Origin of the sequence: Lysobacter oculi (assembly GCF_003293695.1) — a bacterium.
GTDB classification, from domain to species: domain Bacteria; phylum Pseudomonadota; class Gammaproteobacteria; order Xanthomonadales; family Xanthomonadaceae; genus Solilutibacter; species Solilutibacter oculi.
On record NZ_CP029556.1, the window covers coordinates 1255118 to 1281063 of the forward strand.

The following is a 25946-nucleotide window of genomic DNA, read 5'->3' on the forward strand; positions in this document are numbered from 1 at the left end:
AGCGCGTCATGGATGACGCGCGCCCGCGAATCGGAGCTGGACGCGTAGCCTGAGCGGCGGCGAACCGCCCTCGGTCCGCGGTCGGAGTCATCCACGCCATTCCCTAGACGAGGCCTCGCCATGACCACCCACCCCGCCCTTCTCGACAAGATCGCGCAGTACCCGGCCGTCGCGCTGGTGCTGCAGGGCGGCGGCGCGCTCGGTGCCTACCAGTGCGGCGTCTACCAGGGCCTGCACGAAGCCGGCATCCGGCCCAACTGGCTGGCCGGCATCTCCATCGGCGCGATCAACGCGGCGCTGATCGCCGGCAACGCGCCGGAAGACCGCATCGACCGTCTGCAGGATTTCTGGAACACCATCTGCGAACCCGGCGGCGCATTGGCGATGCCCGCCACCGCCATCCGCCAGTGGCTTTCCCTCACCCCGATGAGCCCGATGCTGGAAGCCTGGGCCGCGTCGATGAGTGCGGTCGCAGCGCTCTGGCAGGGCCAGCAGGGGTTCTTCGAGGCACGCACCGTTTCACCCTTCCTGCTGCGCGACGGCAGCGAAGGCGCGACCAGCTTCTACGACACCGCGCCGTTGCGCGCGACGCTGGAACGGCTGGTCGATTTCGACCGCATCAATGGCGACGACGGCATCCGCTTCACCGTGGGCGCGACGGATGTGGAAACCGGCAACTTCCGCTACTTCGACAGCCGCGTCACCCGCATCGGGCCGGAGCACATATTGGCGTCGGGTGCATTGCCGCCGGCGTTTCCGGCGGTGGAGATCGAAGGCCGTTTCTATTGGGATGGCGGGCTGGTCTCCAACACGCCGCTCGAACACATCCTCGACGAATGGCCGCGGCAGGACACGCTGGCCCTGCAGGTCGACCTGTGGAGCGCGACCGGTGCGCAGCCGAAGTCGATGATGGATGTGCTGGAACGCGCCAAGGACATCCAGTATTCAAGCCGCACCCGCCACGGCACCGACATGGTGGCGCGCACCCAGCAGCTGCGCACCGCGCTGACCGACCTCATCCAGCGCCTGCCCGGCAAGAAGGTGCCGGACGAACTGGCCGAAGCCTTCGCGCCGTGGCTGGACGACCGCGTTTTCAACATCGTCCACTTCATCTACCAGGCCAAGCCGCACGAGGAGCAGTTCAAGGACTACGCCTTCGGCCAGCGCAGCATGCGCGAACACTGGGACACCGGCCTGCGCGACACCGCGACCACGCTCGCCCATCCCGCCTATTTCAACCTGCCCGACCGTGCGCGCGGCTACGCCGTGCACGACGTGCACCGCAAGGCGCAGAAGACCCAGCTGACGCGGTTCTGAGGCCGCGGCCCGGCGTGATCAGAACGGCTTGGCCAGCACCAGCCAGATGATCGGGATGAGCGCGAGCAGCGGCAGTTCGTTGATCCAGCGCAGGGCCTTGGACGAAGGCAGCGGCTTGCCGGCTTCGGCGTTCTTGAGCATGCGGCCGATGACGATGCCGTATGCCATCAACGCCGCCACCAGCACCAGCTTGGCGTGCAGCCAGCCGCCGCGGATGCCGTAGCCGAGCCACAGCCACGCGCCGAACACGAAGGTCAGCCCGAACATCACCTGACCGAAGCGCGACAGCCGCTTGCCCATCAACAGCAGGCGCGCGCGCACCGCCGGTTCATCCCACGCCTCGGAAATATTCACCAGGATGCGCGGCAGGTAGAACAGCACCGCCATCCAGCTGATGACGAAGACAAGGTGGAACGTCTTGATCCAGAGATAGGACGTGGACATCGGCGACTCCCGGCGAAACGGCGGGTAGGATGCCACGCAACGCAATCTGGAGGATGCCCATGGCCACGCAACCCGTGCTCTTCATCGGCCACGGCTCGCCGATGAACGCGGTCGAGGACAACGCCTGGTCACGCGCCTGGCGCGATCTCGGCACGCGCCTGACCAGGCCGCGCGCCGTCCTCTGCGTGTCGGCGCACTGGCAGACGCCGGGCGTGCTGCTGGGCGCGGCGGAGCAGCCGCGCACCATCCATGATTTCGGCGGCTTTCCGCCCGCGCTCTACCGCATCGAGTATCCGGCGCCCGGTGATCCGGCGCTGGCCGCACGCGTGGCCGGGATGCTCGACCCCGCGCTCGACCCGCAGCTCGATGCCGACTACGGCCTCGACCACGGCGCCTGGCAGGTGCTGCTGCATCTCTTCCCCGAGGCCGATGTGCCCGTCGTGCAGCTGAGCCTGGACCTGCGCCGGCCCGGCCCGCAGCACTTCGCGATCGGGCGGATGCTGGCGCCGCTGCGCGACGAGGGCGTGCTGGTGCTGGCCAGCGGCAACATCGTCCACAACCTCGGCCTGCTCAACTTCCGCGACCCCACGCCGCCCGCCTGGGCCACCGCCTTCCGCGACCGCGTCAACAGCCTGATCGCCGCCGGGGATTTCGCCGCGCTGGCCGATGTCGAATCCCTGCCCGACAACCGCCTCGCCGTGCCCACGCCGGAGCACTACCTGCCGCTGCTCTACGCGCTCGCGCTGGCACGGCCGGGCGATGCACTAGACATCTTCAACGACGATGTCTGGAGCACGCTGTCGATGACTTCGCTCGCCATCGGCATGCCGGCGCAGGCAGGCGCCTGAAACAGCAATGCCGCCCGAAGGCGGCATCGCAATCCTGCACGCCGGTGACGCGGCTCAGCGCCCGTGGTCGTGGCGCGGCGCGTCCGGCTTGATGCGTTCCTCGCCTTCCGGCGGGTTCTCGCGCGATTCGTGCGAATGGTCGCGCGGTGCCTCGCCTTCCCTGTACATCTCGCGGGCACGGCTGTTGGACGGGTCGGTGTCGTCGTCCACCTGCGGCGGCTTCCTGCCGGGCTGCGGTTGCACGGCGGCGTGCGCGTTCTGTTTGCGGTGATCGTCGGCCACCTTCTTGTCGTGGGCGATGTTGCGTTCGTCGGTCATGACGGTTCTCCGTGGGGGAGCCGTTACCCTAGGCATCCACCTGCCGCCGATGCGTGAACGCATGACCAAGCATTACGACCGTGCCTACTTCGACCGCTGGTACCGCCGCGAAGGCATGGGCGATGCGAAACGGCTGGCGCGCAAGGTCGCGCTGGCGGTGGCGATGGCCGAATACCACCTGGAACGCCCGATCCGCAGCGTGCTCGACATCGGCTGCGGCGAAGGCGCCTGGCGTGCGCCGCTGCTCAAGCTGCGCCCCAAACTGGACTACTTGGGCTTCGATGCCAGCGAATACGCGGTGCGCCGCTACAGCGGCAGCCGCAACATCCATTACGCGCGCTTCGGCGACTTCGAATACCTGCGCCCCTGCCCGCCGGCCGACCTGCTCATCTGCAGCGACGTGCTGCACTACCTCGACACCCGCGAGTTGAACCGCGGCCTGCCCGGCCTGGCCGATCTCTGCGGCGGCGTCGCCTTCATCGAGATGTTCGCGAAGGAGGATGCGGCGATCGGCGACGAGGACGAATTCCACGCCCGCCCGGCCAGTTTCTACCGCCGCAAGCTGGCCGATGCCGGCTTCGTCCAGATCGGCTCGCACGGCTGGCTGTCGCCGGCGCTGGCCGGCCACGCCACGGCGCTGGAACACGCCTGAACCCCGCCGCCCGGGTTAACGAACGCAGGCGGCGACAGGAGTATGCTGCGTCGCAGCATCCATCAGGAAATCCCATGCTGCTCTATCAGATGCACGAAGCCGCCCGCGCCTGGATGACCCCGCTGACCTACTGGTCGGACGCGGTCGCCAAGATGTACACCGCGCAGGGCAGCTGGCTTTCCACCCTGCCCGGCGCCCAGCGCGTGGCCGCCGGCTACGACCTGCTGTACCGCGTCGGCAAGGACTACGAAAAGCCGGAGTTCGGCATCCACCAGATCGAGGTGGAAGGCGTCAACATCCCGGTGGTCGAGCGGGTGGCGATGGACAAGCCGTTCTGCCGCCTGCTGCGCTTCAAGCGCTACCACGACCAGGCCGATGGCCTGTCGCGGATGAAGGACGACCCGACCGTGCTGATCGTCGCGCCGCTGTCCGGCCACCACAGCACCCTGCTGCGCGACACCGTCAAGACGATGCTGCGCGACCACAAGGTCTACATCACCGACTGGACCGACGCGCGCATGGTCCCGAAGGAGGCCGGTGCATTCCATCTGGATGACTACATCGCCTACATCGAGGAATTCATCCGCCACATCGGCGCCGACAACCTGCACGTGATCAGCGTCTGCCAGCCGACCGTGCCGGTGCTGGCCGCGGTGTCGCTGATGGCCGCGCGTGGCGAGAAGACGCCGCGTTCGCTGACGATGATGGGCGGGCCGATCGACGCCCGCGAGTCGCCGACCGCGGTCAACAACCTGGCGATGCAGCGGCCGATCTCGTGGTTCGAGCAGAACCTGATCCACACGGTGCCGGCCAACTATCCGGGCGGCGGCCGCAAGGTGTATCCGGGCTTCCTGCAGCACATGGGCTTCGTGGCGATGAACCCGGAGCGCCATGCCATGTCGCACTGGGACTACTACCAGGACCTGGTCAAGGGCGATGAGGAAACCGTCGCCTCGCACCGCCGTTTCTACGACGAATACAACGCCGTGCTCGACATGCCCGCCGAGTACTACCTGGACACCGTGCGCACCGTTTTCCAGGACTACCTGCTGCCGCGCGGGCTGTGGAAGGTGCATGGCAAGCGCGTCGATCCCGGCGCGATCCGCGACACCGCGCTGCTCACCATCGAAGGCGAGCTGGATGACATTTCCGGTGCCGGCCAGACGCGTGCGGCGCTCGGCCTGTGCAGCGGCGTGCCGGCTGCGCGCAAGCAGCACATCACCGTTGATGGCGCCGGCCACTACGGCATCTTCAGCGGCAAGCGCTGGCGCGGCCAGGTCTATCCGCAGGTGCGCGATTTCATCGCGGCGCAGCAGAGGGATGGGGTGAAGCCGGCTTCGACGAGCAAGCCGGCTTTGGCGAAGAAGCGCGCGGTCTCAGTCGCAACATCGGCTGCAGCGAAGAAGCAGGCCACGCCGGTGAAGCCCGCCGCCAAGCGCGGCAAGCCGGTCGCCGCGAAGAAGCCGGCCACCCGCCGCAACGCGCGACGCGGCTGACTTCCAGCATCGGCACACAGGAAAGCCCGCCCCGATCCGAGGCGGGCTTTATGTTGGCGGCGACCTCAGACCTTGACCAGCAGGTGCTTGGCCAGCAGCCCGTGCCAGCGGCCGATGGCGCGCGCCAGATGCATCGTCAGCGTCAGCACCAGGAAACCGGCCAGCATCACCAGCGGCGCCAGGAAGGGATAGCTGCCAAGCAGGTCGACGTCGTTGAACAGCACCACTTCGACATGCGCGGAGAACAGCCGCAGCAGCGGCGCCAGCATCAGCGACAGCGACAGCGACAGCCCGGTGACCGCGACGGTGAAATAGGCGGTGCCGAGCGGCAGCATCAGCAGGAAATACAGGAAGGTGCCCCAGGTGCGCGGGTCGGTGAACATCGCACCGATGCGCTTGAGCAGCGGCAGTTCCACATCGGCGTGCTGCGGGCGGCGCGGCATGCGCTCGCCGAGCAGGGCCTCGACCGCGCGGCCCTCCGCCAGCGCCAGCACCCGGCTCGCGCCGACGAACAGCACGAAGAACGGCAGGCCGATGATCAGGATCAACAGGCCGGGCCGACAGGCTCATGCCCACCACCGTCCAGGTGAACAGGAAGATGCCGCTGGCGATCGACAGCAGCATGTAGAACAGCGCGCCGTAGCTGCGCGCGTCGGTGAACACGCCGAACACGCGCCGCCAGAGGGAAGGTGACGCGGCCGCCACCGCCGCCTTCGACGGCAACGGACGTAGCGCGGCTTCCACCTTGGCCTCGGTGTCGCGGTAGATGTCGGCGACCTCGTCGGGCGCGCCGTAGCTGCCGGCCACGTCGGCGATGACCTCGGCCTCGGTCTTGCCGGGATGGGCGGCCAGTTCGGCGCGCAGGTATTCCTCGGCGTCGTAGAGCGCGTCCTGGATCATCGCGGCGTCGGCGCCTTCCAGCGAGCGCCGCAGTTGCGCCAGGTAGGCGGGGATGGTGGTCGGCAACACGCTGTTCATTCGAATTTCCCCTTCAGCACGACATCAACGGAATCACGGGTGGCACGCCAGGCTTCGGCCCAACGCGCGAGGGCGTCCTGGCCAGCCGGCGTGGCGCGGTAATAGCGGCGCGGCGGGCCGCTGGCGGAGGGCTCGACGAAGCTTTCCAGCAGCCCCGACGCCTCCAGGTTGCGCAGCACCGGGTACAGCGCGCTCTGCTTGCCGGCCAACACGCCGCCGCCGAGCTGCTCCAGCGACTTGGCGATCTGGTAGCCGTACAGCGGCTCGGCAGCCGCCGCCACGACCGCCAGCAGCGCCAGCGAGACCGTGCCGGCGGAGAGTTCTTTCTGGAATTTGCGCAGCAGCGGATCGTCTTCCATCGCAGGCCCACCCTTGTTGCGGACCAATCTATTGCGAATCTCGATATAGCGGATGTGCCACTAGTAATCCACCCACCCTTCATCGGGCTGGAGGCAGCCTCGGAGGCCCGCACGGAGCCTGCCCATGACCCGCGGCGACAAATCCGCCTACACCGACAAGCAGAAGCGCCAGGCCGCGCATATCGAGGCAAGCGAGCTGGACGCCGGCCGCAGCCGCGAGGACGCCGAGCGCATCGCCTGGGCCACCGTCAACAAGCAGGACGGCGGCGGCAAGCTGTCCGGCAGCGGCCGCAAGCGCGCCGCGAAGAAGGTGGCGAAGAAAACCGGCTGACCTCCCGCGCCGGACGAGCCGCGGCTATGCTCCGGGGATTCCCCGATTGCCGGAGCCTCCATGTCGCGCCTGCCGCTCACCCTCGCCCTGACCGCCCTGCTCCCCCTCGCCGTACAGGCCGCCGACACGCCGAAGAAGTCCACCTACCGCAGCGCCAAGCAGATCATCGACGCCAGCCCGGCCGGCGACTGGCGCGCGCTGGACCCGGCCAACACGCTGTACATGGAACTGCCCGGCGGGCGCGTGGTCATCGAACTGGCGCCCGGATTCGCGCCGGCGCACGTCGCCAACATCAAGACAATGGCGCGAGGCGGCTTCTGGGACGGCACCAGCATCTATCGCGCGCAGGACAATTTCGTCGTGCAGTTCGGCGACGCCGATGCCGATGACGCCGCCAAGGCGAAGCCGCATCCCGATGGCACCAAGGAGAAGCTGCCCGCCGAGTTCACCCGCGCGATCAAGGGCGCACCGTTCACCCGCATCCCCGATGTCGATGGCTGGGCGCCGCAGGTCGGTTTCAGCGAAGGCTTCCCCGCCGCCCGCGATCCCAAGAAAAACCGCATGTGGATGCCGCATTGCTACGGCGTGGTCGGCGCCGGCCGCAACAACGCGCCGGACAGCAGCATCGGCGCCGAGCTCTACGTGGTGATCGGCCAGGCCCCGCGCGCGCTCGACCACCAGCTGACCATGGTCGGCCGCGTGGTCAAGGGGATGGAACTGCTGAGCGCCACGCCGCGCGGCCCGGAGCCGATGGGCTTCTACGAGGATCCCGCACAGCGCACGCCGATCAAGCGCATCGCGCTGGCCAGCGAACTGCCGGAAGCCGAACGCACGCCGCTGGAAATCCTGCGCACCGACAGCGCCACCTTCCGCGCCGCCACCGAAGCGCGGCGCAACCGCAAGGACGATTTCTATACCGAGCCCGCCGGCCACATCGACCTGTGCAACATCCCGATCCCGGTGCGAACGCCCGCCAAGCCGTAAGCGTCAGACCTGCCGGTCGCCGCCCAGGACTTCGTGCTGGAACAGGCGCATCCGGTAGGCGCTGCGGTAGCGGCCATCGCTGAAGAATTCGTCCTTCAACAGGCCCTCCTGCTGGAAGCCGCAACGCTCGTACACCTTGATCGCCGGCGCGTTGTCCACGTCCACCACCCGGTACAGCTTGTAGAGGTTGAGGACACGGAAGGCGTAGTTGATCGCCAGCCGCGTGGCCACGCCGGCATAGCCGCGCCGCTGGAATTCCGGCGCCACCATGATCAGGAACTCCGCGCGCCGGTGCAGGTGGTTGATCTCCACCAGTTCCACCAGCCCCACGCGTACCCGGTCGCGGTCCTCGATGATGAAGCGGCGTTCGCTCTGATCGTGGATGTGCTTGGCGAAGAGTTCCTCCAGCTCCACGAACGACTCGTAGGGTTCCTCGAACCAGTAGCCCATCATGTTGCGGTTGTTGTTGAGCTGGTGGACGAAATTCAGGTCCCCGCGTTCAAGCGGGCGCAGCACCACGAGGGCGGCGGCAGGCGTGTTTTCCATCGCCCAAGCCTACCCGCCGGGAACGTGATTGGCATGCGATGCCGCACCCGCATGGGGCTGCTAGGCTAGCGGCTCCCCTCGACACCCGAGACTCCGCCATGCCCATGTTGAAAGTGCGCATCACCGGCAGCGAGGACGATGTCCGCGCCATCAGCAACCTGCTGCAGAGCATCGACGGCATCGAACATGTCGAGGAAATCGCCGACCTGATGTCGCATATGGACGATGCCGATTCCAGCTCGGCCGGGCTGTCGGATGTCGGCGGCCCCGACATGCACGAGATCGAAGTGGAAGCGCCCAACGCCGCCACCGCGCGACGCGTACGCCAGGCACTGGAAGAGTTGGCGTTCGACCTCGACGCGATGGTCGAATTCGAGGAAGACGAGGACTGAGCCCCGCCCTCAGTCCGGCTTGCGGGCGATGAATTCGCCGACGAATTCGCGCCCGTCGGACAGTTTGAACACCAGTGCGATGCGGCTGCCCCCGCGTACCGTCGGCTTCGGGTCCATCAACATCAGGTGCATGCCGCCGGGCTTGAGCGTGGCGGCGTCCTTCGGCGCGATGCGCAGCTCGCGCAGCTCACGCATCCGCATCACCCCATCGACATTGCGCGTCTCGTGCAGCTCCACGCTGCCGTAGCTGCTGCTGCTCACGCCGACGATGCTGACCGGCGCCGGGCACCGGTTCTCGATCCGCGCGAAGCCGCCGTGCATCGGCATTCCGCCCGGCAGCAGGCGGATCCAGCCCTGTTGCACCTGCGGCATGCAGGCGGGCTTCTCGCGTGCGGCGAGCGGGAGCGCCATCGACAACGCGGCGATGGCAACGAAGAACGCGGACTTGATCGGCTTCATGACGAGGCATGATAGGGACTCGCTGCCGTGGTCGCACGGCCAAGACCTCATCACCATCCACACCGTTCACGGAGTTCCGCATGATCGATTCGCAACGCCACGGCCCGCACATCCACCTGGCCTTGGCGCGCGCGCCGGTCAACGCGCTCGACCCGACCCTGTGCAACGCACTGGTCGATGCGCTGGCGCGGGCGGTGGACGATGGCGCTCACGGCATTGTGCTGTCGGGCGGTGCGCGGGTGTTTTCCGCCGGCCTCGACGTGCCCTATCTGATGGGTCTGGGCGATGACGCTTCGGCTCTGCGCGCGGGCTGGGAAGCGTTCTTCGCCGCGGCACGCGCGCTGGCCGAATGTCCGGTGCCGGTAGTCGCCGCCATCGAAGGCCACGCGCCGGCCGGTGGCTGCGTGCTGGCACTGTGCTGCGACCACCGCATCATGGCCGACGCGCCGATCCGGATCGGCCTCAACGAGACCCAGGTCGGGCTCGCCGTGCCGGAAAGCGTGCAGCACCTGTTGCGGCGCACGGTGGGCCGGCGCATCGCCGAACGCATGTTGCTGGTCGGCGCGATGATCGAGCCGCGCGAGGCACTCGCCATCCACATGATCGACGCGCTGGTGCCACCCGGCGAGACCGTCGCCGCCGCGCTTGAATGGCTGGCCGCGCTGGAAGCCCTGCCGCGCGCACCGATGCTCACCACCCGCGCGATGGGCCGCGCCGATCTGGTCCGCGCACTGTCGCCGGAACATCTCGACATCGACCAGCCCCTGCGCGACTGGCTGCACCCGGATACCCAGCAGGGCCTACGCGCGCTGCTGGCGAAACTCGGCAAAAGTTGAGTCAGGCCGCGCCGGTGGCGACCGGGCGCGCGTCGTCTGAAATCCAGCCGCTCCACGAGCCCTTGTAGAGCTTCGCGCCCTGCAGGCCGGCATGCGCCATCGCCAGCAGGTGGTGGCAGGCGGTCACGCCGGAGCCGCACATCGCCACCATGTCGGACGGCGTGCGGCCACCGAGCAGTTCGGCGAATTCGGCGAACAACACCTCGCGCGGCTTGAAGCGGCCTTCGGCATCCAGATTGGCGACGAAGGGGCGGTTGACCGCGCCCGGCACGTGGCCGGCCTTGCGGTCGATCGGCTCCACCTCGCCACGGAAACGTTCGGGCGCGCGGGCATCGACCAGCAGGCCGCCGTGTTCGACATGCGCGGCGACATCGTCATGGTCGAACAGGCGCGCGTGGTCGAACGCGCCCGCCACCGGTGCGACATCGCCATCCAGCATCGGCACGATGTTGTCGATGGGGAAGCCGCCGGCCTGCCAGGCCTTCAGGCCGCCGTCGAGCACGGCGACGTGTTCATGGCCGGCCATCCGCAGCAAGCACCAGGCGCGGGCGGCGTACATGCCGTTGTCGGCGTCGTAGGCGACGACCTGGGTCTCCGGCCCGATGCCCCACTGCGCCAGCGTGCGCGCGAACGCGTCGGCGCGCGGCCACGGGTGGCGGCCCTGCCCGGCCTGCGCCATGTCGGACAGGTCGCGCTCCAGGCTGGCGTGGAACGCGCCGGGCAGATGGCCATCGGCATACATCTGCGCGCCGGCGTCGGGATCGGTCAGCACCGAGCGGCAGTCCAGCAGGACCAGGTCGTCGCGGCCCAAGGCACCGGCGAGCGTGGCGGCGTCCACCAGCGTGGTCCATCCGGTCGTGGCGTTCATGGCAGGGCCTCCAGGCGTTGGCGCAGGTTGTCGATGATGATGGCGGTGGCGCCCCATACGCGGGCGTGAGCGCCGCCCGGCCACGGCCGCAGCTCGGCGATCCGGCGGATGCGGCCGCGCCACGGCATTTCGGCGTGGAACAGGCTGTCGGGCGCGAGCAGGAAGTCGAGCGGCAGTTCGAAGACTTCGGCCACTTCGTTCGGGTCGGGGATGGCGCGGTAACCGGGGTCGATGCGGGCCACCACGGGCACCACGCGGAAGCCGGTGATGGTGGCCATGGGGTCGAGCAGGCCGAGCGGCTCGATCGAAGCCGCCTCCACCCCGATTTCCTCGTGGGTCTCGCGCAGCGCGGCGGCCACCGCATCGGCGTCACCCGGCTCCATCGCGCCACCGGGAAAACTCACCTGGCCGGCGTGGTGCCGCAGGTGCTCGGTGCGGCGGGTGAACAGCACGCGCGGGCCGTCCTCGCGGTCGACCAGGCCCATCAGCACCGCCGCCTCGCGCAGGGTGGGCGGCATCAGGTCATCGAGTTGGCCGTGGTTCCAGGCGCGCTCGGCGGGCAAGGCATCCAGCGGATGCAGCGCGCGCAGCACGCGGTCCAGCGCGGCGCTCATTCCTCCACCGGCTGCAGCGGCACCCAGCCGCGTGCCGGCAGGATGTCGTGCAAGAAGTGCCGGCGCTCGTCATCGCCCATCTGCCGCCAGCGGGCGATCTCCGGGCCGCTGCGCCGGCAGCCCAGGCACAGGCCGGCCGGGTCCAGCTGGCAGACGCCGCTGCACGGGCTCGCGATGGTCTGGGTGGATGGGGGAATCTGCATCGGATCGGGCAAAAAGAAAGCGCCGGCTCCACGGGGGAACCGGCGCTCCATCATGCCATCGGGATTACTGGACGTTGACCAGCTTGATCTCGAAGGCGACCGCGACGTTCGGCGGGAAGCCCGAGCGCGGATCGTTGCCGAAGGCCTTCTCGGACGGCAGCACGACTTCCCACTTCGAGCCCATCGGCATCTGGGTGATGACATCGCGCATGGCCTGCATCTCGATCTCGTTGACCTTGACGTTCGGGGTCTGCGGCGACTGCGCCTGCTGCGGACGCATGCCGAAGGGCATCGGGCCCAGCACCTGCAGCGACACGGTATTGGTCAGGGTCGGCTTGCGGCCGGTGCCGTTCTCCAGCACGCGGTACATCACGCCGCCCGGCAGCGTCTTGACGCCGGCCTGGGTCTTGTACTGGTTGAGGTAGGTGGTGGACTTGGTGCGGTTTTCACCGGCGATCTTGTTGAACTCGGCCTGCGCGGCCTGGGCCTTGGCCTGCTGGCGCTTCTGGAAGGCTTCCAGCGCGGGCTTGGCCTGGTCCGGGGTAATGGCCGGGTTCTTCTTGGCCAGGCCGTCCTGCACGGCCTTGACCACGGCGGCGGTGTCGATCTGCTCACCGCTCTCGGCCAGATTGCGTGCAAAGTCGTAACCGAACGCGTAGCTCAGCTTGCCCTTCTCGGAATTCAGGTCCTGCGCACCGGCGATGCCTGCGGTCAGGGTAAGAGCCGCAACGGCGGCGGCCAGCAAACGCAATTTCATAGACATCTCTCTGTGATGGGATGGCCGCGGCCAAAAAACAACGCGTTAGGATAGTCGGCACCGGCCTTAACCGCCACTGACGCCATATGGACCGTGGCCTGGGCCGATGGTTCCCCATTCATTTCAACGGCCCCGGCCGTCGCGAGGATTCATGTCCGATTCGCCCCTGTCCATCGCCACCGAAGCTGGCATCCGCACCATCACGGTCAACCGCCCCGACAAGCTCAACGCGCTCAACAGCGCCACGCTCGACGCCCTGCACGCCGCCTTCGATGACGCCGCCAATGACGCCGCCGTGCGCGTGGTCGTGCTGACCGGTGCGGGCGAGAAGGCGTTCGTCGCCGGCGCCGACATCAGCGAGATGAACGGCCTGACCCCGGTCGAAGGCCGCGATTTCTCCCTGCGCGGCCAGCGCATGATGCGCCGCGTGGAAAAGATGCCGAAGCCGGTCATCGCCGCCGTCAACGGCTTCGCGCTGGGCGGCGGGCTGGAACTCGCCATGTGCTGCCACCTGCGGATCGCCGCCGACAGCGCCAAGGTCGGCCAGCCCGAGATCAACCTGGGCCTGATCCCCGGCTTCGGTGGCAGCCAGCGCCTGCTGCGACTGGCCGGCCGCGCCGCGACGCTGGAACTCTGCCTCGGCGGTGCGCCGGTCAACGCCGAACGCGCGCGCGAACTCGGCATCGTCAACCGCGTGGTGCCGGCCGCCGAGCTGATGGCGGAGACAACGAAGCTCGCCACCCAGCTCGCCAACGCCGCCCCGCTTGCACTCCGCGCGATGCTCGACTGCGTGAACATCGGGGGCGAATGCGGCATCGAGGAAGGGCTGGAATACGAGTCCGCGCAGTTCGGCCTGGTGTTCTCCACCGACGACATGCGCGAGGGCACTTCGGCCTTCCTCGAAAAGCGCAAACCGGAATTCAAGGGCCGCTGAGTGGCCGACGTGCGTGCCATCGACTGGCCGGCGCTGGCCCGCGCGGTGGCCGATGACGACATCGATGCCGCCTTCGCACTGGGCCTGCTGGCGTGGATGGGCGATGTCGCTTCGCCCCGCGATGCCGGGCTGGCCGATGGCGACATCGCCCGCCTGATCGAGGCACGCCACGCACGCGTCACCGCACTGGCCGCGCGAGATCGCCATCGGGCGCGCGATGCGCGGTTGGCGCGGCTGCAGGCCGAACGCCGGCAGCGGCAGGCGCCGCAAGCGCAGCCCGAGGCCGCCTCCCCCACCCCTGCCCTGCCCAATGCCGCGGCGGCCGCACTGGCACGCGCCTTGGCGAAGGCGAAGCGATGAGCCCGCCGGTCGGCGGCAAGGCCACGAAAAAGGCGACGAAGAAAGCCAAGGCCGCGGCATCGAAATCCATCGGCAAAACATCGGCGAAAGCGCCCCGCGTCGCCAAGCCGATGAGCGCCGCCGAGATCCACGAAGCCTTCCGCCGCTGGCACGCGCTCGACCCCGAACCGAAGACCGAGCTGGAATACACCACGCCGTTCGAACTGCTGGTGGCGGTCGCGCTCTCGGCGCAGGCCACCGACGTCGGCGTCAACAAGGCGACGCGCAAGCTCTTCCCCGTCGCCAACACGCCGGCCGCCATCGCCGCGCTCGGCGTGGAGGGACTGAAGCCCTACATCGCCACCATCGGGCTGTTCAACACCAAGGCGGCCAACGTGGTGCGGCTGGCGGAACTGCTGCTGGAACGCCACGGTGGCGAGGTGCCGGAAGACCGCGACGCGTTGGAGGCGCTGCCCGGCGTCGGCCGCAAGACCGCCAATGTGGTGCTCAACACCGCCTTCGGTCATTCCACGATGGCGGTGGACACGCACATCTTCCGCGTCGGCAACCGCACCGGCCTGGCCGTCGGCAAGGGCGTGCGCGCGGTGGAGGACCGGCTGCTCACGCGCGTGCCGACGGAGTACCTGCGCCACGCCCACCACTGGCTGATCCTGCACGGGCGTTACATCTGCAAGGCACGCAAACCGGAATGCGCGCTGTGCCCGGTGTTTGATCTGTGCCATTGGCCGGAAAAATCTTTGGAACTGACGGCAAAAACGCTGACTTGCACCGCCTAAAAGAACAACGCCCCGGATTTCCGAGGCGTTGTTTCATTCGTTTCCAGTGGCCGCTTAGAACGCGAATTGCGTGCGTAATGCGTACTGACCGGTCTTGTCACCGTTGACTTCGTTTTCGCCGCGCGTGTAGTTGAACATGAAGCGCAGGTTCGGATTGACGTAGTAGTTCACGCCGAAGATTGCAGAGTTGGCGCGACGGTTCGCGATGTCTTTGTTCTCGATGGTGTCATAGCGGGCCGTCAATTCCCATGCACCGCCGTCCGGCACGGTAGCCGAACCAAACACACCATTTGCCGACTTGTACGGCTTGTGGCCGCCGCTCAACAGCCAGCTGCCCTGCACGTACCACGTGTCAACTTGCTGGGCGGGACCGATCGGCATATCGAAATCGGCGCGCGCAAACTCGCTTTGCACGAATACCGGGCCGAACGAGCCGGCCGCTTCAACACCAATCGTGCTGATGCTCTTTGCGCTACCCGCAGTGATCGCTGCGATGGTTTGCGAAGGACCGCGACGACCCGCGTAGTTAGACACGGCGGTCAACGTCGGGGTGCCTTGGTTGCTGTTTTCGTTGCTGTACGACACGCCAAGGTGCAAGGTGCTTTCCGCATCGTTGATCGGTGCCCAAGTCGCGCGGCTCGCAAAACCGACACCCTCGTTACGCGCTGTCGGCGTCGCGCGCAAGGTGAACGCCGAGGCGCCGAAGGTGTAGTTCGGGCCACCCATCAAGTAACCCACACCTTGCTGGAACTGACGACCGTTGTACAAACCCGTGGCCGAGGCAAACGGGCGCTCCATCATCAGAATTTCGTTGGAGCTGGTCAGTTCTTCCATCGAGCGGTAGGGCTTAAAGTGACCGATGGTCAACTTGCCTGGGCCAATTTGTTTGGCGATATACAGATCACGCAGGCCGTCCAAGTTGGTACCGGCGGCGAAATCCTGTTCCATCTTGTAGTCCCAACCCAGCGCCTTGCCCGACAGCGTCAGGCGAGCGCGGCGAAACTCGTTACCTGCAGTAACGGCTGCGCGATCACGATCGAACAAATAGGTATCGAAGTGGATACGGCCACCCAGCGAGGCTTCGAATTTTTTATCCGCGGACGTGACCTTGATGCCGCCCTTGGTTTCCACTTTGGGCAGGTTGTCCGACAATTTGTCGAATTCTTCCTTGCTGGTCACGTTGATGTCCTGCTGGGCATCGGCACGTTCTTCCAACTCGGTGACCTTGGACTCCAGCATCTTGATCTGCTCGCGCAAGGCAGCCAATTCGGCGCTGCTGGCGTTCTGGGCGTAAGCGGCAGGGCTAATGCCTGCAGCGGCGGCCAATGAAAGGGCCAGGACGGAAACTCGCATGGGTTACTCCACTCGGTAGGTGTGATGTGTCGGGCACCAAAGGCGATGCCGTTAAGGAAGCGTCAAAGCGGCGCCAGATTGTCTGAGCGATGTGACTATTAGGTGGATTAAATATTGCAGTTCGATGACGCGTGGTCGTTATTCGATCACGTTCGGGAATGTGGTGGAAAATCGCGCGCGCCTTCTGGATGTCACCAAAACGTCATCTAGTCATCAACGATCTGTCATCAATAACGCGTCGAATGCACTGCGATTCCTACCCATCCTGATTTCCCGGAGTGCACCGTGCGCAACATCTTCAAGACCACCCTCCCCGTGTTGGCGCTGGCCGCCAGCCTTAGTCTCAGTGCGCACGCCGCCGAATCCACGGGCGCAGGCGCTTCATTTGTGTATCCCGTGATGTCGAAGTGGTCGGCCGACTACGCCCGCACCACCGGCAACAAGATCAATTACCAATCGATTGGTTCCGGCGGCGGCATCGCCCAGATCAAAGCCGGCACGGTGAACTTCGGCTCGTCCGATGCGCCGCTTTCGCCGAAGGAGCTGGGCCAGTTCAAGTTGGCGCAATTCCCGTCGGTGATCGGCGGCGTCGTGCCCGCGATGAACATTCCGGGCGTCAAAGCCGGCGCAATGAAGATGGACGGCGACCTTTTGGCCGACATCTATTTGGGCAAGGTGACGATGTGGAACGACCCGCGCATCGTCGCACTCAACTCTGGCGTGAACCTGCCCGCCATGAAGATCACGGTGGTGCGTCGCTCGGACGCGTCTGGCACCACCTTCAACTTCGTCAACTATTTGTCGAAGGTGAGCCCTGAGTGGAAGTCCAAAGTGGGCGAAGGCACTTCGGTGCGCTGGCCTGTCGGTATCGGCGGCAAGGGCAACGAAGGCGTGTCGGGTTACGTGAAGCAGATCAAGGGCGCGATTGGCTACGTCGAATTGTCATTTGCTTTGCAAAACAAGCTGGCATACAGCCGCTTGAAGAACTCCGCGGGCAATTACATCGTCCCGAGCGACGACAGCTTCCAAGCCGCCGCTGCCAACGCCAACTGGGCGGCGAGCAAGGACTTCCACCTCGTCATGACCAATGCGCCGGGCGCAGAGAGCTGGCCGATCACCGCAACCAACTTCATCCTGATGCACCGCTCGCCGAAGAATGCGGCAGGCGCCAAGACCGCGAAGGAATTCTTCCGCTGGGTGTACGCCAATGGCGATGCGGAAGCACGCAAGCTGGGTTACGTGCCGCTGCCCGACGCCCTCGTCAAGCAGATCGAGACCTACTGGGCCCAGAACATGGCCTACTGAGCCAGCAGAAAACCTCCAGAGCAAATTTGGCGCGGGCCCACGGGTCCGCGCTTTTTTTGTGCACCAATGCCGGTCGAGGCGGATTTGTGACGATTCGTAACCTGGTTGTCACATTGAAATATTTCCATAGGCACACCGTCGCGGACCCGCGGCCACGCCCATGTTTCCAGGAGTTGCCATGAATACGACCCCGGTGCGCATCGCCGCCCTCGCCCTTGCCGCCACCGTTTTCGTCGCCGGCTGCAAGAAGTCCGACACCGCCGACGCCACCCCGCCCGCCGCGGGCGCGCAGGCCGATGGCGCGACGCAGGCCGGCGACAAGGTCGCCGCCGAGATCACCGGCGCCGGTGCCAGCTTCATCTACCCGCTGGTCTCGAAGTGGTCCGCGGACTACCACAAGGCCACCGCCAACAAGATCAACTACCAGTCGATCGGTTCCGGCGGCGGCATCGCCCAGATCAAGGCCGGCACGGTGGACTTCGGTTCGACCGACAAGCCGCTATCGTCCGAGGAGCTGGCGCAGGCCGGCCTGGCGCAGTTCCCGTCGGCGATCGGCGGCGTGGTGCCGGTGGTGAACATGCCGGGCATGGAAGCCGGCAAGCTGCGCATCTCCGGCCCGGTGCTGGCCGACATCTACCTCGGCAAGATCACCAGCTGGAACGATCCGCGCATCGTCGCCGAGAACCCGGGCACCACGCTCCCGGCCGACAAGATCAACGTGGTCCGCCGCTCGGACGGCTCGGGTACCACGTTCAACTTCACCAACTACCTGTCGAAGGTCAGCGCCGACTTCAAGACGAAGATCGGCGAAGGCACCACGGTGAACTTCCCGGTCGGCATGGGCGGCAAGGGCAACGAAGGCGTCGCCGCCTACGTCAAGCAGATCAAGAACTCGATCGGCTACGTCGAGCTGTCCTACGCGCTGCAGAACAAGATGCCGTACGCAGCCATGCAGAATGCCGCCGGCAACTGGGTGCAGCCTTCGGCCGAGAGCTTCGCCGCCGCGGCCGCCAGCGCCGACTGGAAGAGCGCCAAGGACTTCAGCCTAGTCATCACCAACGCGCCGGGTGCCGATGCGTGGCCGATCACCGCGACCAACTTCATGCTGATCTACAAGCAGCCGAAGAACGCCGCCAAGCAGCAGGCCACGCTGGACTTCTTCAAGTGGGCGTTCGAGAACGGCCAGGCGCAGGCCAAGTCGCTCGACTACGTGCCGCTGCCGGCCGAGCTGGTGACGCAGGTCGAGGCCTACTGGGCGTCGCTCAAGTAATCCCGCGACACGCGCGCGGGGCGGTGATGCCGCCTCGCGCTTTTCCGTGACGGGCCACGCGCCCCGCCTTCCACGCTTCGAGCATCGCTGATGAATGCAGCCGTCCTGCCCGCGCCCAGCGCGCGCAACACCCGCGACACCCGCAACGACCGGCTCTTCCGCTGGATCCTGGCGGCGACCGCGATCTTCGTGCTGTTCACGCTGGCCGCCGCCGCGCTGTCGATGCTCTGGGGCGGGCGCAGCGTGCTGCAGAGCGAAGGCCTGTCGTTCTTCACCTCTTCCGACTGGAATCCGGTCGAAGACAAGTACGGCGCGCTGGTGCCGATCTACGGCACCATCGTCACCGCGCTCATCGCGATGCTGATCGCGGTGCCGGTGAGCTTCGGCATCGCCTTCTTCCTGACCGAAGTGGCGCCGCGCTGGCTGCGCGGTCCGGTCGGCACGGCGATCGAACTGCTGGCCGGCATCCCCTCGATCATCTACGGCATGTGGGGCTTCTTCGTGCTGATGCCGGTGATGCGCGAAACCATCATTCCCTGGCTGGACGAGAACATCGGCCCGCTGCCGGTCATCGGCCGGCTGTTCCAGGGACCGCCGATCGGCGCCGGCATGCTGACCTCCGGCATCGTGCTGTCGATCATGGTGATTCCCTTCATCTCGTCGGTGATGCGCGAGGTCTTTTTGACCGTGCCTTCGCGCCTGAAGGAATCGGCCTACGCGCTCGGCTCGACCAAGTGGGAAGTGAGCTGGGACATCGTGCTGCCCTACACACGCTCGGCGGTGATCGGCGGCATCTTCCTCGGCCTGGGCCGCGCGCTCGGCGAGACGATGGCGGTGGCCTTCGTCATCGGCAACTCGGTGCAGTTCACCGCGTCGCTGCTGGAGCCTTCCACCACCATCGCGGCGCTGATCGCCAATGACTTCGGCGAGGCCACGGAAACCTACCGCTCGGCGCTGCTGCTGCTCGGCTTCGTGCTGTTCATCGTGACCTTCATCGTGCTCGCGCTGGCCCGCCTGATGTTGATGAAGCTCGCCCGCAAGGAGGGCAACTGATGAACGCCCGCACCCTGCCCGCCAAGGATTTCGAACGCGCCGACGCGCTGTTCCGCCGCCGCAAGTTCGTCAACCTGATCGCGGTGGCGATGGCCAACCTGGCCGCGCTGTTCGGCCTGTGCTTTCTGGGCTGGATTCTATGGACGCTGCTGTCGAAGGGCCTGTCCAGCCTCAACCTTGACCTCTTCACCATGGACCAGCCGCCGCCGATGGAACGCGGCGGCATGCGCAACGCCATCGTCGGCAGCCTGATGATGTGCGCGATGGGCGTCGGCATCGGCACGCCGCTCGGCATCGCCGCCGGCACCTGGCTGGCCGAATACGGCAACCGCAGCAAGCTGGGTACCGCGGTGCGCTTCGTCAACGACATCCTGCTGTCGGCACCGTCGATCGTGCTGGGCCTGTTTGTCTATGCGATGTTCGTGATGCAGACCGGCGGGCGCTTCTCCGCGATCGCCGGTGCGCTGGCGCTGGCCTTTATCGTGCTGCCGGTGGTGGTGCGCACCACCGACGAGATGCTGCGGCTGGTGCCGGTGACGATGCGCGAAGCCGCGCTGTCGCTGGGCGTGCCGCAGTGGAAGGTGATCATGCAAGTGCTGTACCGCTCGGCGCTGCCGGGCATCGTGACCGGCATCCTGCTGGCGCTGGCGCGCATCAGCGGCGAGACCGCCCCGCTGCTGTTCACCGCCTTCGGCAACGAGTTCTTCAGCATGGACCCGACCGGCGCGATGTCGGCGGTGCCGCTGGTGATGTACAAGTTCGCCGGTTCGGGCTTCGAGAACTGGGAACAGATCGCCTGGGCCGGCGCCCTTGTCATCACCCTGTTCGTACTCTCCGTCAGCCTGTTCGCACGCGCCATCCTGCTGCGCAACAAGATTTCCCATGACTAACCTCACATACCGGACGCTCGAAATGAACGACGCACGCCCCGCCATGCACATGCACGTCCGCGAAGGCCAAGCCGCCGCGCCCGCGCCGGTGAAGATCTCCACGCGTGGCCTGGATTTCTTCTACGACAAGTTCCATGCGTTGAAGGGCATCAACCTGGACATCCCGGAGAAGCGCGTGACCGCGCTGATCGGGCCGTCGGGCTGCGGCAAGTCCACCCTGCTGCGCGTGTACAACCGCATCTATGCGCTGTATCCCAAGCTGGAGGCGAAGGGCGAGGTGCTGCTGGACGGCGAGAACGTGCTGGACCCGAAGTTCCCGATGAACCGCCTGCGTTCCAAGGTGGGCATGGTGTTCCAGAAGCCGGTGCCGTTCCCGATGACCATCTTCGAGAACGTGGCCTACGGCATCCGTCACCACGAGAAGATCGGCAAGGCCGAGATGAACGACCGGGTCGAACACGCGCTGCGCCAGGGTGCGCTGTGGGACGAGGTGAAGGACAAGCTGGGCCAGAGCGCGCTGGGCCTGTCCGGTGGCCAGCAGCAGCGCCTGTGCATCGCGCGTGCCGTGGCATTGCGCCCGGACGTGCTGCTGCTCGACGAACCGACCTCCGCGCTCGACCCGATCTCCACCAGCCGCATCGAGCAGCTGGTCGAGGAGCTCAAGCACGACTACACCATCGTCATCGTCACCCACAACATGCAGCAGGCGGCGCGCGTCTCCGACTACACCGCCTTCATGTACCTGGGCGACCTGATCGAACACGACGCCACTTCCACCATCTTCTCCAATCCTTCGAAGCAGCAGACCGAGGACTACATCACCGGCCGCTTCGGCTGATCCACGCGCCGCTTCCGCTTCGAATCAAAGGACCCCGAACATGCCCAACGAACACGACCACATCGTCAGGAGCTACGACGAGGAACAGCAGCGACTGACCCACGAGATCCAGCGCATGGGCGCGATGGCCGTGGCGCAGCTGGAAGCCGCGCTGGACGTGATGGAGCGTCGCGACGACAACGCCGCCGAACGCATCATCGCCAACGACGAGGCCATCGATGCGCTCGAACACGAAGTCAGCCAGGACGTGATGAAGCTGGCGCTCCGCGGCCCGATGGCCAGCGACCTGCGCATCATCCTGGCCGCGCTGCGCATCGCCTCCGACATCGAACGCGTGGGTGACTACGCCGCCAACATGGCCAAGCGCTCGATGGTGCTCAACACCGCGCCGCCGGTGCCGCATACCGGTGGCCTGCACGCGCTCGGCCGCCTGGCCGCCGAGCAGATGCGCGAAGTCCTGAAGGCCTACAAGGACCTGGACGCCGATGCCGCCCAGCGCGTGCGCGAGCGCGACACCGAACTGGACCTGCAGTACACTGCACTGTTCCGCGAACTGCTGACCTACATGATGGAAGACCCGCGCAACATCACGCCCTGCACGCACCTGCTGTTCATGGCGAAGAACATGGAGCGCATCGGCGACCACGCGACCAACATCGCCGAGAACATCTGGTTCCGCGTGCACGGCGACCAGCACCCGCTGCCGCCGCGCGAAAAGCGCGACGACAGCAGCGCGATCAGCCGCGCCTGAGGCGCTTTCCACCGTCCGACATGCGAAGCCCGCCACCCGGCGGGCTTCGTGTTTCCGGGCCGATAGCGTTTTCTTTACCCTTGGATGGCGCCGCGGCGCTACCATCCGCGCATTCCCTCACTGGATGCGTCCGATGACCACCAAGCGCAACAAGACCCTCGCCCTCGGCACCCTGGCTGGCGGCATCGCCCTGTCCGGCGCCGCGTTCGCCATCGCCCCCATGGTCTCCGGCTACATGCAGGACGAGCACGCGGCGCATGAGCACGCCAGCGCCGCGGACCACATGAAGCAGATGGACACCGATGGCGACGGCAAGCTGTCGAAGACGGAATTCGCGGCGGCGCACGGCGGCAAGACCGACAAGTTCGCCGCGCACGACCTGGACAGCGACGGCTTCATCACCGTGGCCGAGATGGACAAGGCCCACGCCGCGATGGGCGGGAAAAAAGACGCCAAGGCCAGCGAAGGCAAATGCGGCGAGGGCAAGTGTGGTGAAGGCAAGTGCGGCGCCGCGCCCGCCAAGGCCGGCGGCAACGACGCCAAGGCCGGCGAAGGCAAATGTGGCGAGGGCAAGTGCGGCGCCGCGCCCGCCAAGGCCGGCGGCAACGACGCCAAGGCCGGCGAAGGCAAATGTGGCGAGGGCAAGTGCGGCGGCAGCCTCTGACCCGCACGCCCGGTTTGATGGAGGGCGCCTCACGGGGCGCCCTTCGCATTGAAGGCGACCGGTGATGCACGCGGAACACGGCATGGCGATGGTGGGCCTCGGCCTGCGCCGGGGATTGATGGATGCCATCGCGTCCGCGCCCGCCGGTGATTTCGATTTCCTCGAATGCGCGCCGGAGAACTGGATCGGCGTCGGTGGCGCGCTCGGCGCCCGCTTCGACGCGCTGGCCGCGCGCTTTCCGGTCACCCTGCACGGTTTGTCACTCTCGCTCGGGGGCGCCGAGCCGCTGGATGACGCATTGCTCGACGGCATCGCCGGCTTCATGCAGCGGCACGGCATCCACCACTACAGCGAACACCTGAGCTACAGCGCCGATGACGGCCATCTCTACGACCTGATGCCGCTGGCCTTCGACGAAGTGACCGTGGCGCACGTCGCCGCACGCATCGACCAGGTGCAACAGCGCCTCGGCCGGCGCATCGCCATCGAAAACGTCAGCTATTACGCCGCGCCCTGGCAGCGCATGCCGGAAGCGGACTTCATCAACGCGGTGATCGATGCCGGCGACTGCGACTTGCTGCTCGACGTCAACAACGTCTTCGTCAACGCGATCAACCACGGCTACGACGCCCGCGCCTTCATCGACGCGATGCCGACCGCGCGCATCGCCGGTTATCACATTGCCGGCCATTACGACGAAGCCGACGACCTCAAGATCGACACCCACGGCGCGGCGGTGAAAGACGATGTCTGGGCCCTGCTCGACCACACCTATGCGCGCCACGGCGTGCAGCCGACGCTGCTCGAACGCGACTTCAACTACCCCGCATGGCCTGAACTACAACACGAACTCTCGCGCATCCGCACCCTGCAGGCGGCACACGCATGAGCGCGCACGACGACCGCCTGCGCGACCGCCAGTTCGCCTTCGCCGCCCATCTGCGCGACGCCGCGAATCCGCCGCCGCCCGGCATCGAACCGCGCCGCATGGCGGTCTATCGCGAGCTGTTCCGCGCCACGCTGGAATCGCTGCTTGCCGCCAACTTCCCGGTCATCCGCAGGACGCTGGGCGATGATGCGTGGATGACGCTGGTCGGCGATTTCCATCGCGAACATCGCTGCGCCACGCCGCTGTTCACCGAGATCGCGCCGGAGTTCATCGCCTGGCTCGCCGACAACGTCGAACGCCTTCCGTCGTGGCTGCCGGAGCTCGCGCATTACGAATGGATGGAACTGCGCGCGCAGATCGACGATGCGCCGCTGCCGCCGCACGCGCCCGATGGCGACCTGCTGACCGGCGTACCGGTGCTGTCACCGCAGGCCTGGCCGCTGGCCTACGCGTGGCCGGTGGACCGGATCGGGCCGGCGTTCCAGCCCGCATCTTCCCCGGTTGAACCGACCTTGCTGCTGGTGCGCCGCGATGCCGCGATGCAGGTGCATTTCGCGAGACTATCGGCGCTCGCCTTCCGGCTGCTGCAGATGATCGAGGCCGACGAAGGCCACAGCGGCCAGACGCTCATCGATGCACTGGCGCACGAAGCCGGCCTGCCCGATGACGCGGCCTTCGCCCACGATGCGCGCGCGATGCTGCAGCGCCTGCGTGACGAGGGCACGGTGATCGGTATACGCAGCCGCTAAACTGCGTGCATGCCCGACGCCCCGCCTCCCCACAAACCCATGACCATGGCCACCCGTTTCCGCGGCTTCCTGCCGGTGGTGGTCGATGTGGAAACCGGCGGCTTCGACTGGAACCGCCACGCGTTGTTGGAAATCGCCGCGATTCCGCTGGAGATGGACGAAGACGGACGTCTTTACCCCGGCAAGACCGCGTGCGCGCACCTGCATCCCGCGCCCGGCACCGACATCGATCCCAAGTCACTCGCGGTGACCGGCATCCAGCTCGATCATCCGTTCCGGCTGGCGAAGGAAGAGAAAGAAGGCCTGGAGCATGTGTTCGCCCCGGTGCGCGAGGCGGTGAAGCGGCAGGGCTGCCAGCGCGCGATCCTGGTCGGGCACAACGCGCACTTCGACCTCAACTTCCTCAATGCCGCGGTCGCGCGCAGCAAGCACAAGCGCAATCCGTTCCACCCCTTCAGCGTGTTCGACACGGTGACGATGGCCGGCCTGGCCTACGGACAGACCGTGCTCGCACGCGCGGTGCAGGCGGCCGGGCTGACATGGAATTCGGCGGATGCGCATTCGGCCGTGTACGACGCCGAGATCACCGCCGAGTTGTTCTGCCGCATCGCCAATGCATGGCCGATGCAGCTGCCGGTCAGCCCTGCTGTGGAGATGGCCGACGACGCGACCTGAGCGTCCGCGCGATGCCGTACACGCTGATCAGCATCCAGATGCCTTCGAGCACGAAGACCGACAGGTTGAACTTGCCGGCCAGCGAGACCAGCACTCCGCCCGCGCCGAGCAGGTTGAGCAGCTGGTAGACCAGGCCGGTGCCGTGCAGGCGCCCGGCCTGCAGCATGAAGAAGCCGAACAGGATGGTCGCCGTGCCCAGCAGGCCGACCCAGTCGTACCACGCGAGTTCAAAGCCCATCGTTTCCCCCTTGCAACTCAGGCCTGGCGCTGGCGCACGGCCTCGAACAGCGCGATGCCGCTCGCCACCGAAACATTGAGGCTTTCCATTTCGCCGGGCATCGGGATGCGCACCAGCGCGTCGCAGTTCTCGCGGGTCAGGCGGCGCAGGCCTTCGCCCTCGCTGCCCAGCACCAGCGCGACATTGCCCTTCAGGTCGATGCCGTAGAGGGAGGCCTCGGTTTCGCCGGCCAGCCCGTAGATCCACACACCCTGCTTCTGCAGGTCACGCAGGCAGCGCGAGAGATTGGTCGCGGCCACCACCGGGATGCGGTCCGCCGCACCGGCCGAGGTCTTGCGCACGGTGGCGTTGACCTGCACCGCCTTGTCGCGCGGAATCACCACCGCCGTCGCGCCCGCCGCCGCCGCCGAACGCAGGCAGGCGCCGAGGTTGTGCGGGTCCTGCACGCCATCGAGCACCAACACCAGCGCACGGCCTTCGGCCTGCTCGATCAGCGCGGCCAGCTCATGCTCGTCCCAGGTTTTCGCGGCCTGGTAGCGCGCGACCACGCCTTGGTGACGCAAACCGCCGGCCACGCCTTCCAGCGCCTGCTGCGCCACGCGGCGCACATCGATGCCGAGCCGGCGCGCCTGGGTTTCGATATCGGCCAGGCGCGTGTTCTTGCCGCCCGCCTCCACCAGCACTTCGCGGACGTTGTCCGCGTCGTGCTCCAGGGCCGAGGCCACGGCGTTGATGCCGGCGATCCATTGGGAAGCTTTGCTCATGCCGGCATTGTAGGCGTTGGCCGAAGCCGCTTCCC

29 protein-coding genes and 4 pseudogenes are annotated in these 25946 nt (G+C 66.9%); 21 read left to right on the forward strand and 12 right to left on the reverse strand.

Going from position 1 to position 25946, the window contains the following annotated elements; all coding sequences use genetic code 11:
* Positions 1-120: 120 nt before the first annotated feature.
* Entirely contained in the window at positions 121-1317 is a 1197-nt protein-coding gene (locus DCD74_RS06070) for a patatin-like phospholipase family protein (RefSeq protein ID WP_112926530.1), read from the forward strand.
* A gap of 18 nt (positions 1318-1335) precedes the next feature.
* Here the strand turns inward: DCD74_RS06070 and DCD74_RS06075 are convergent, their stop codons facing one another.
* Entirely contained in the window at positions 1336-1761 is a 426-nt protein-coding gene (locus tag DCD74_RS06075; RefSeq protein WP_112926531.1) for a CopD family protein, read from the reverse strand.
* 59 nt (positions 1762-1820) lie between these two features.
* Here DCD74_RS06075 and ygiD point away from each other — a divergent pair, with 59 nt between their 5' ends.
* Positions 1821-2609: a 4,5-DOPA-extradiol-dioxygenase gene (ygiD, locus tag DCD74_RS06080; RefSeq protein ID WP_112926532.1), complete on the forward strand. Its 789-nt coding sequence runs from the start codon at positions 1821-1823 to the stop codon at positions 2607-2609.
* A 54-nt stretch (positions 2610-2663) separates the two neighbouring features.
* On the opposite strand, the gene DCD74_RS06085 is transcribed toward ygiD, so the two are convergent.
* Positions 2664-2927, reverse strand: coding sequence for a hypothetical protein (locus DCD74_RS06085; RefSeq protein ID WP_112926533.1), 264 nt, complete (start codon positions 2925-2927; stop codon positions 2664-2666).
* Between the two features lie 61 nt (positions 2928-2988).
* Between DCD74_RS06085 and DCD74_RS06090 the strand changes: the two genes are divergently transcribed.
* A complete protein-coding gene (locus tag DCD74_RS06090; protein WP_112927697.1) occupies positions 2989-3579 on the forward strand; it encodes a class I SAM-dependent DNA methyltransferase in 591 nt (196 codons plus the stop codon).
* Between the two features lie 74 nt (positions 3580-3653).
* Positions 3654-4949, forward strand: a pseudogene (locus DCD74_RS06095) (polyhydroxyalkanoate depolymerase); the annotation flags it as partial.
* Positions 4950-5140: 191 nt separating this feature from the next.
* Here the strand turns inward: DCD74_RS06095 and DCD74_RS06100 are convergent.
* A pseudogene (locus tag DCD74_RS06100) lies at positions 5141-6053 on the reverse strand (sensor domain-containing protein).
* A complete protein-coding gene (locus DCD74_RS06105; RefSeq protein WP_112926534.1) occupies positions 6050-6412 on the reverse strand; it encodes a PadR family transcriptional regulator in 363 nt (120 codons plus the stop codon). The pseudogene DCD74_RS06100 and the gene DCD74_RS06105 overlap by 4 nt, the downstream one beginning before the upstream one ends.
* Positions 6413-6536: 124 nt before the next feature.
* Between DCD74_RS06105 and DCD74_RS06110 the strand changes: the two are divergent.
* Both DCD74_RS06110 and DCD74_RS06115 read left to right on the forward strand, forming a co-directional pair.
* Positions 6537-6734: pseudogene (locus tag DCD74_RS06110) on the forward strand (HupB); the annotation flags it as partial.
* A gap of 69 nt (positions 6735-6803) precedes the next feature.
* Complete coding sequence (locus DCD74_RS06115; protein WP_112926536.1) at positions 6804-7727, forward strand: peptidylprolyl isomerase; 924 nt, start codon at positions 6804-6806, stop codon at positions 7725-7727.
* 3 nt (positions 7728-7730) lie between these two features.
* On the opposite strand, the gene speG is transcribed toward DCD74_RS06115, so the two are convergent.
* Entirely contained in the window at positions 7731-8273 is a 543-nt protein-coding gene (gene speG, locus DCD74_RS06120; RefSeq protein WP_112926537.1) for a spermidine N1-acetyltransferase, read from the reverse strand.
* A 98-nt stretch (positions 8274-8371) separates the two neighbouring features.
* On the opposite strand from speG, the gene DCD74_RS06125 reads away from it, so the two are divergent.
* Positions 8372-8665 (forward strand): hypothetical protein, encoded by a 294-nt coding sequence (locus tag DCD74_RS06125; protein WP_112926538.1) that lies wholly within the window; start codon positions 8372-8374, stop codon positions 8663-8665.
* Positions 8666-8674: 9 nt separating this feature from the next.
* On the opposite strand, the gene DCD74_RS06130 is transcribed toward DCD74_RS06125, so the two are convergent.
* Positions 8675-9124, reverse strand: coding sequence for a copper chaperone PCu(A)C (locus DCD74_RS06130; RefSeq protein ID WP_162615920.1), 450 nt, complete (start codon positions 9122-9124; stop codon positions 8675-8677).
* Between the two features lie 80 nt (positions 9125-9204).
* Here DCD74_RS06130 and DCD74_RS06135 point away from each other — a divergent pair, with 80 nt between their 5' ends.
* Positions 9205-9960 carry an enoyl-CoA hydratase/isomerase family protein gene (locus tag DCD74_RS06135; RefSeq protein WP_112926540.1) on the forward strand — a complete coding sequence of 252 codons (756 nt, stop codon included), beginning with the start codon at positions 9205-9207 and terminating at the stop codon, positions 9958-9960.
* A gap of 1 nt (position 9961) precedes the next feature.
* Here the strand turns inward: DCD74_RS06135 and DCD74_RS06140 are convergent, their stop codons facing one another.
* The 3 genes and pseudogenes from DCD74_RS06140 to DCD74_RS06150 all read right to left on the reverse strand — a co-directional run bounded on the left by DCD74_RS06140 (position 9962) and on the right by DCD74_RS06150 (position 12402).
* On the reverse strand, positions 9962-10828 hold the full coding sequence (locus DCD74_RS06140) for a sulfurtransferase (protein WP_112926541.1): 867 nt from the start codon (positions 10826-10828) through the stop codon (positions 9962-9964).
* Positions 10825-11645 (reverse strand): annotated as a pseudogene (locus DCD74_RS06145) (NUDIX domain-containing protein). Before DCD74_RS06145 ends, DCD74_RS06140 begins: the two are co-directional and overlap by 4 nt.
* Before the next feature lie 64 nt (positions 11646-11709).
* A complete protein-coding gene (locus tag DCD74_RS06150; protein ID WP_112926542.1) occupies positions 11710-12402 on the reverse strand; it encodes an FKBP-type peptidyl-prolyl cis-trans isomerase N-terminal domain-containing protein in 693 nt (230 codons plus the stop codon).
* A gap of 151 nt (positions 12403-12553) precedes the next feature.
* On the opposite strand from DCD74_RS06150, the gene DCD74_RS06155 reads away from it, so the two are divergent.
* The 3 genes from DCD74_RS06155 to nth all read left to right on the forward strand — a co-directional run bounded on the left by DCD74_RS06155 (position 12554) and on the right by nth (position 14472).
* A complete protein-coding gene (locus tag DCD74_RS06155; RefSeq protein WP_112926543.1) occupies positions 12554-13336 on the forward strand; it encodes an enoyl-CoA hydratase/isomerase family protein in 783 nt (260 codons plus the stop codon).
* Positions 13337-13696, forward strand: coding sequence for a hypothetical protein (locus DCD74_RS06160; RefSeq protein WP_112926544.1), 360 nt, complete (start codon positions 13337-13339; stop codon positions 13694-13696). It abuts the gene before it with no gap.
* Positions 13697-13806: 110 nt separating this feature from the next.
* The gene (gene nth, locus DCD74_RS06165) at positions 13807-14472 is read left to right on the forward strand and encodes an endonuclease III (protein WP_112927699.1); all 666 of its coding nucleotides are present in this window, start codon (positions 13807-13809) and stop codon (positions 14470-14472) included.
* 54 nt (positions 14473-14526) lie between these two features.
* Here the strand turns inward: nth and DCD74_RS06170 are convergent, their stop codons facing one another.
* Positions 14527-15825, reverse strand: coding sequence for an OprO/OprP family phosphate-selective porin (locus tag DCD74_RS06170; RefSeq protein WP_112926545.1), 1299 nt, complete (start codon positions 15823-15825; stop codon positions 14527-14529).
* 294 nt (positions 15826-16119) lie between these two features.
* On the opposite strand from DCD74_RS06170, the gene pstS (DCD74_RS06175) reads away from it, so the two are divergent.
* The 10 genes from pstS (DCD74_RS06175) (at position 16120) to rnt (ending at position 24909) form a co-directional block, all read left to right on the forward strand.
* Complete coding sequence (pstS, locus tag DCD74_RS06175) at positions 16120-17130, forward strand: phosphate ABC transporter substrate-binding protein PstS (protein WP_407072226.1); 1011 nt, start codon at positions 16120-16122, stop codon at positions 17128-17130.
* Positions 17131-17308: 178 nt separating this feature from the next.
* Positions 17309-18400, forward strand: coding sequence for a phosphate ABC transporter substrate-binding protein PstS (gene pstS / locus DCD74_RS06180; protein ID WP_112926547.1), 1092 nt, complete (start codon positions 17309-17311; stop codon positions 18398-18400).
* A gap of 90 nt (positions 18401-18490) precedes the next feature.
* A complete protein-coding gene (gene pstC, locus DCD74_RS06185) occupies positions 18491-19453 on the forward strand; it encodes a phosphate ABC transporter permease subunit PstC (protein WP_112926548.1) in 963 nt (320 codons plus the stop codon).
* Complete coding sequence (pstA, locus tag DCD74_RS06190) at positions 19453-20343, forward strand: phosphate ABC transporter permease PstA (protein ID WP_112926549.1); 891 nt, start codon at positions 19453-19455, stop codon at positions 20341-20343. The genes pstC and pstA overlap by 1 nt, the downstream gene beginning before the upstream one ends.
* A 22-nt stretch (positions 20344-20365) precedes the next feature.
* A complete protein-coding gene (gene pstB / locus DCD74_RS06195) occupies positions 20366-21181 on the forward strand; it encodes a phosphate ABC transporter ATP-binding protein PstB (protein ID WP_112926550.1) in 816 nt (271 codons plus the stop codon).
* A 40-nt stretch (positions 21182-21221) separates the two neighbouring features.
* Positions 21222-21932, forward strand: a complete 711-nt coding sequence (phoU, locus tag DCD74_RS06200; protein ID WP_112926551.1) for a phosphate signaling complex protein PhoU — start codon at positions 21222-21224, stop codon at positions 21930-21932.
* Between the two features lie 133 nt (positions 21933-22065).
* Complete coding sequence (locus DCD74_RS13170) at positions 22066-22596, forward strand: HvfA family oxazolone/thioamide-modified RiPP metallophore (RefSeq protein ID WP_174887963.1); 531 nt, start codon at positions 22066-22068, stop codon at positions 22594-22596.
* A gap of 64 nt (positions 22597-22660) precedes the next feature.
* Positions 22661-23485: an HvfB family MNIO-type RiPP peptide maturase gene (locus DCD74_RS06210; protein WP_217424294.1), complete on the forward strand. Its 825-nt coding sequence runs from the start codon at positions 22661-22663 to the stop codon at positions 23483-23485.
* Positions 23482-24234 carry an HvfC family RiPP maturation protein gene (locus DCD74_RS06215; protein ID WP_112926552.1) on the forward strand — a complete coding sequence of 251 codons (753 nt, stop codon included), beginning with the start codon at positions 23482-23484 and terminating at the stop codon, positions 24232-24234. Before DCD74_RS06210 ends, DCD74_RS06215 begins: the two co-directional genes overlap by 4 nt.
* 9 nt (positions 24235-24243) lie before the next feature.
* Positions 24244-24909, forward strand: a complete 666-nt coding sequence (rnt, locus tag DCD74_RS06220) for a ribonuclease T (protein WP_112926553.1) — start codon at positions 24244-24246, stop codon at positions 24907-24909.
* Here the strand turns inward: rnt and DCD74_RS06225 are convergent.
* Together DCD74_RS06225 and rlmB are read right to left on the reverse strand one after the other, a co-directional pair.
* On the reverse strand, positions 24872-25147 hold the full coding sequence (locus DCD74_RS06225; protein ID WP_112926554.1) for a CBU_0592 family membrane protein: 276 nt from the start codon (positions 25145-25147) through the stop codon (positions 24872-24874). The two genes, rnt and DCD74_RS06225, sit on opposite strands and share 38 nt — an antisense overlap.
* Positions 25148-25164: 17 nt before the next feature.
* The gene (gene rlmB, locus DCD74_RS06230) at positions 25165-25911 is read right to left on the reverse strand and encodes a 23S rRNA (guanosine(2251)-2'-O)-methyltransferase RlmB (RefSeq protein ID WP_112926555.1); all 747 of its coding nucleotides are present in this window, start codon (positions 25909-25911) and stop codon (positions 25165-25167) included.
* Positions 25912-25946 lie beyond the last annotated feature (35 nt).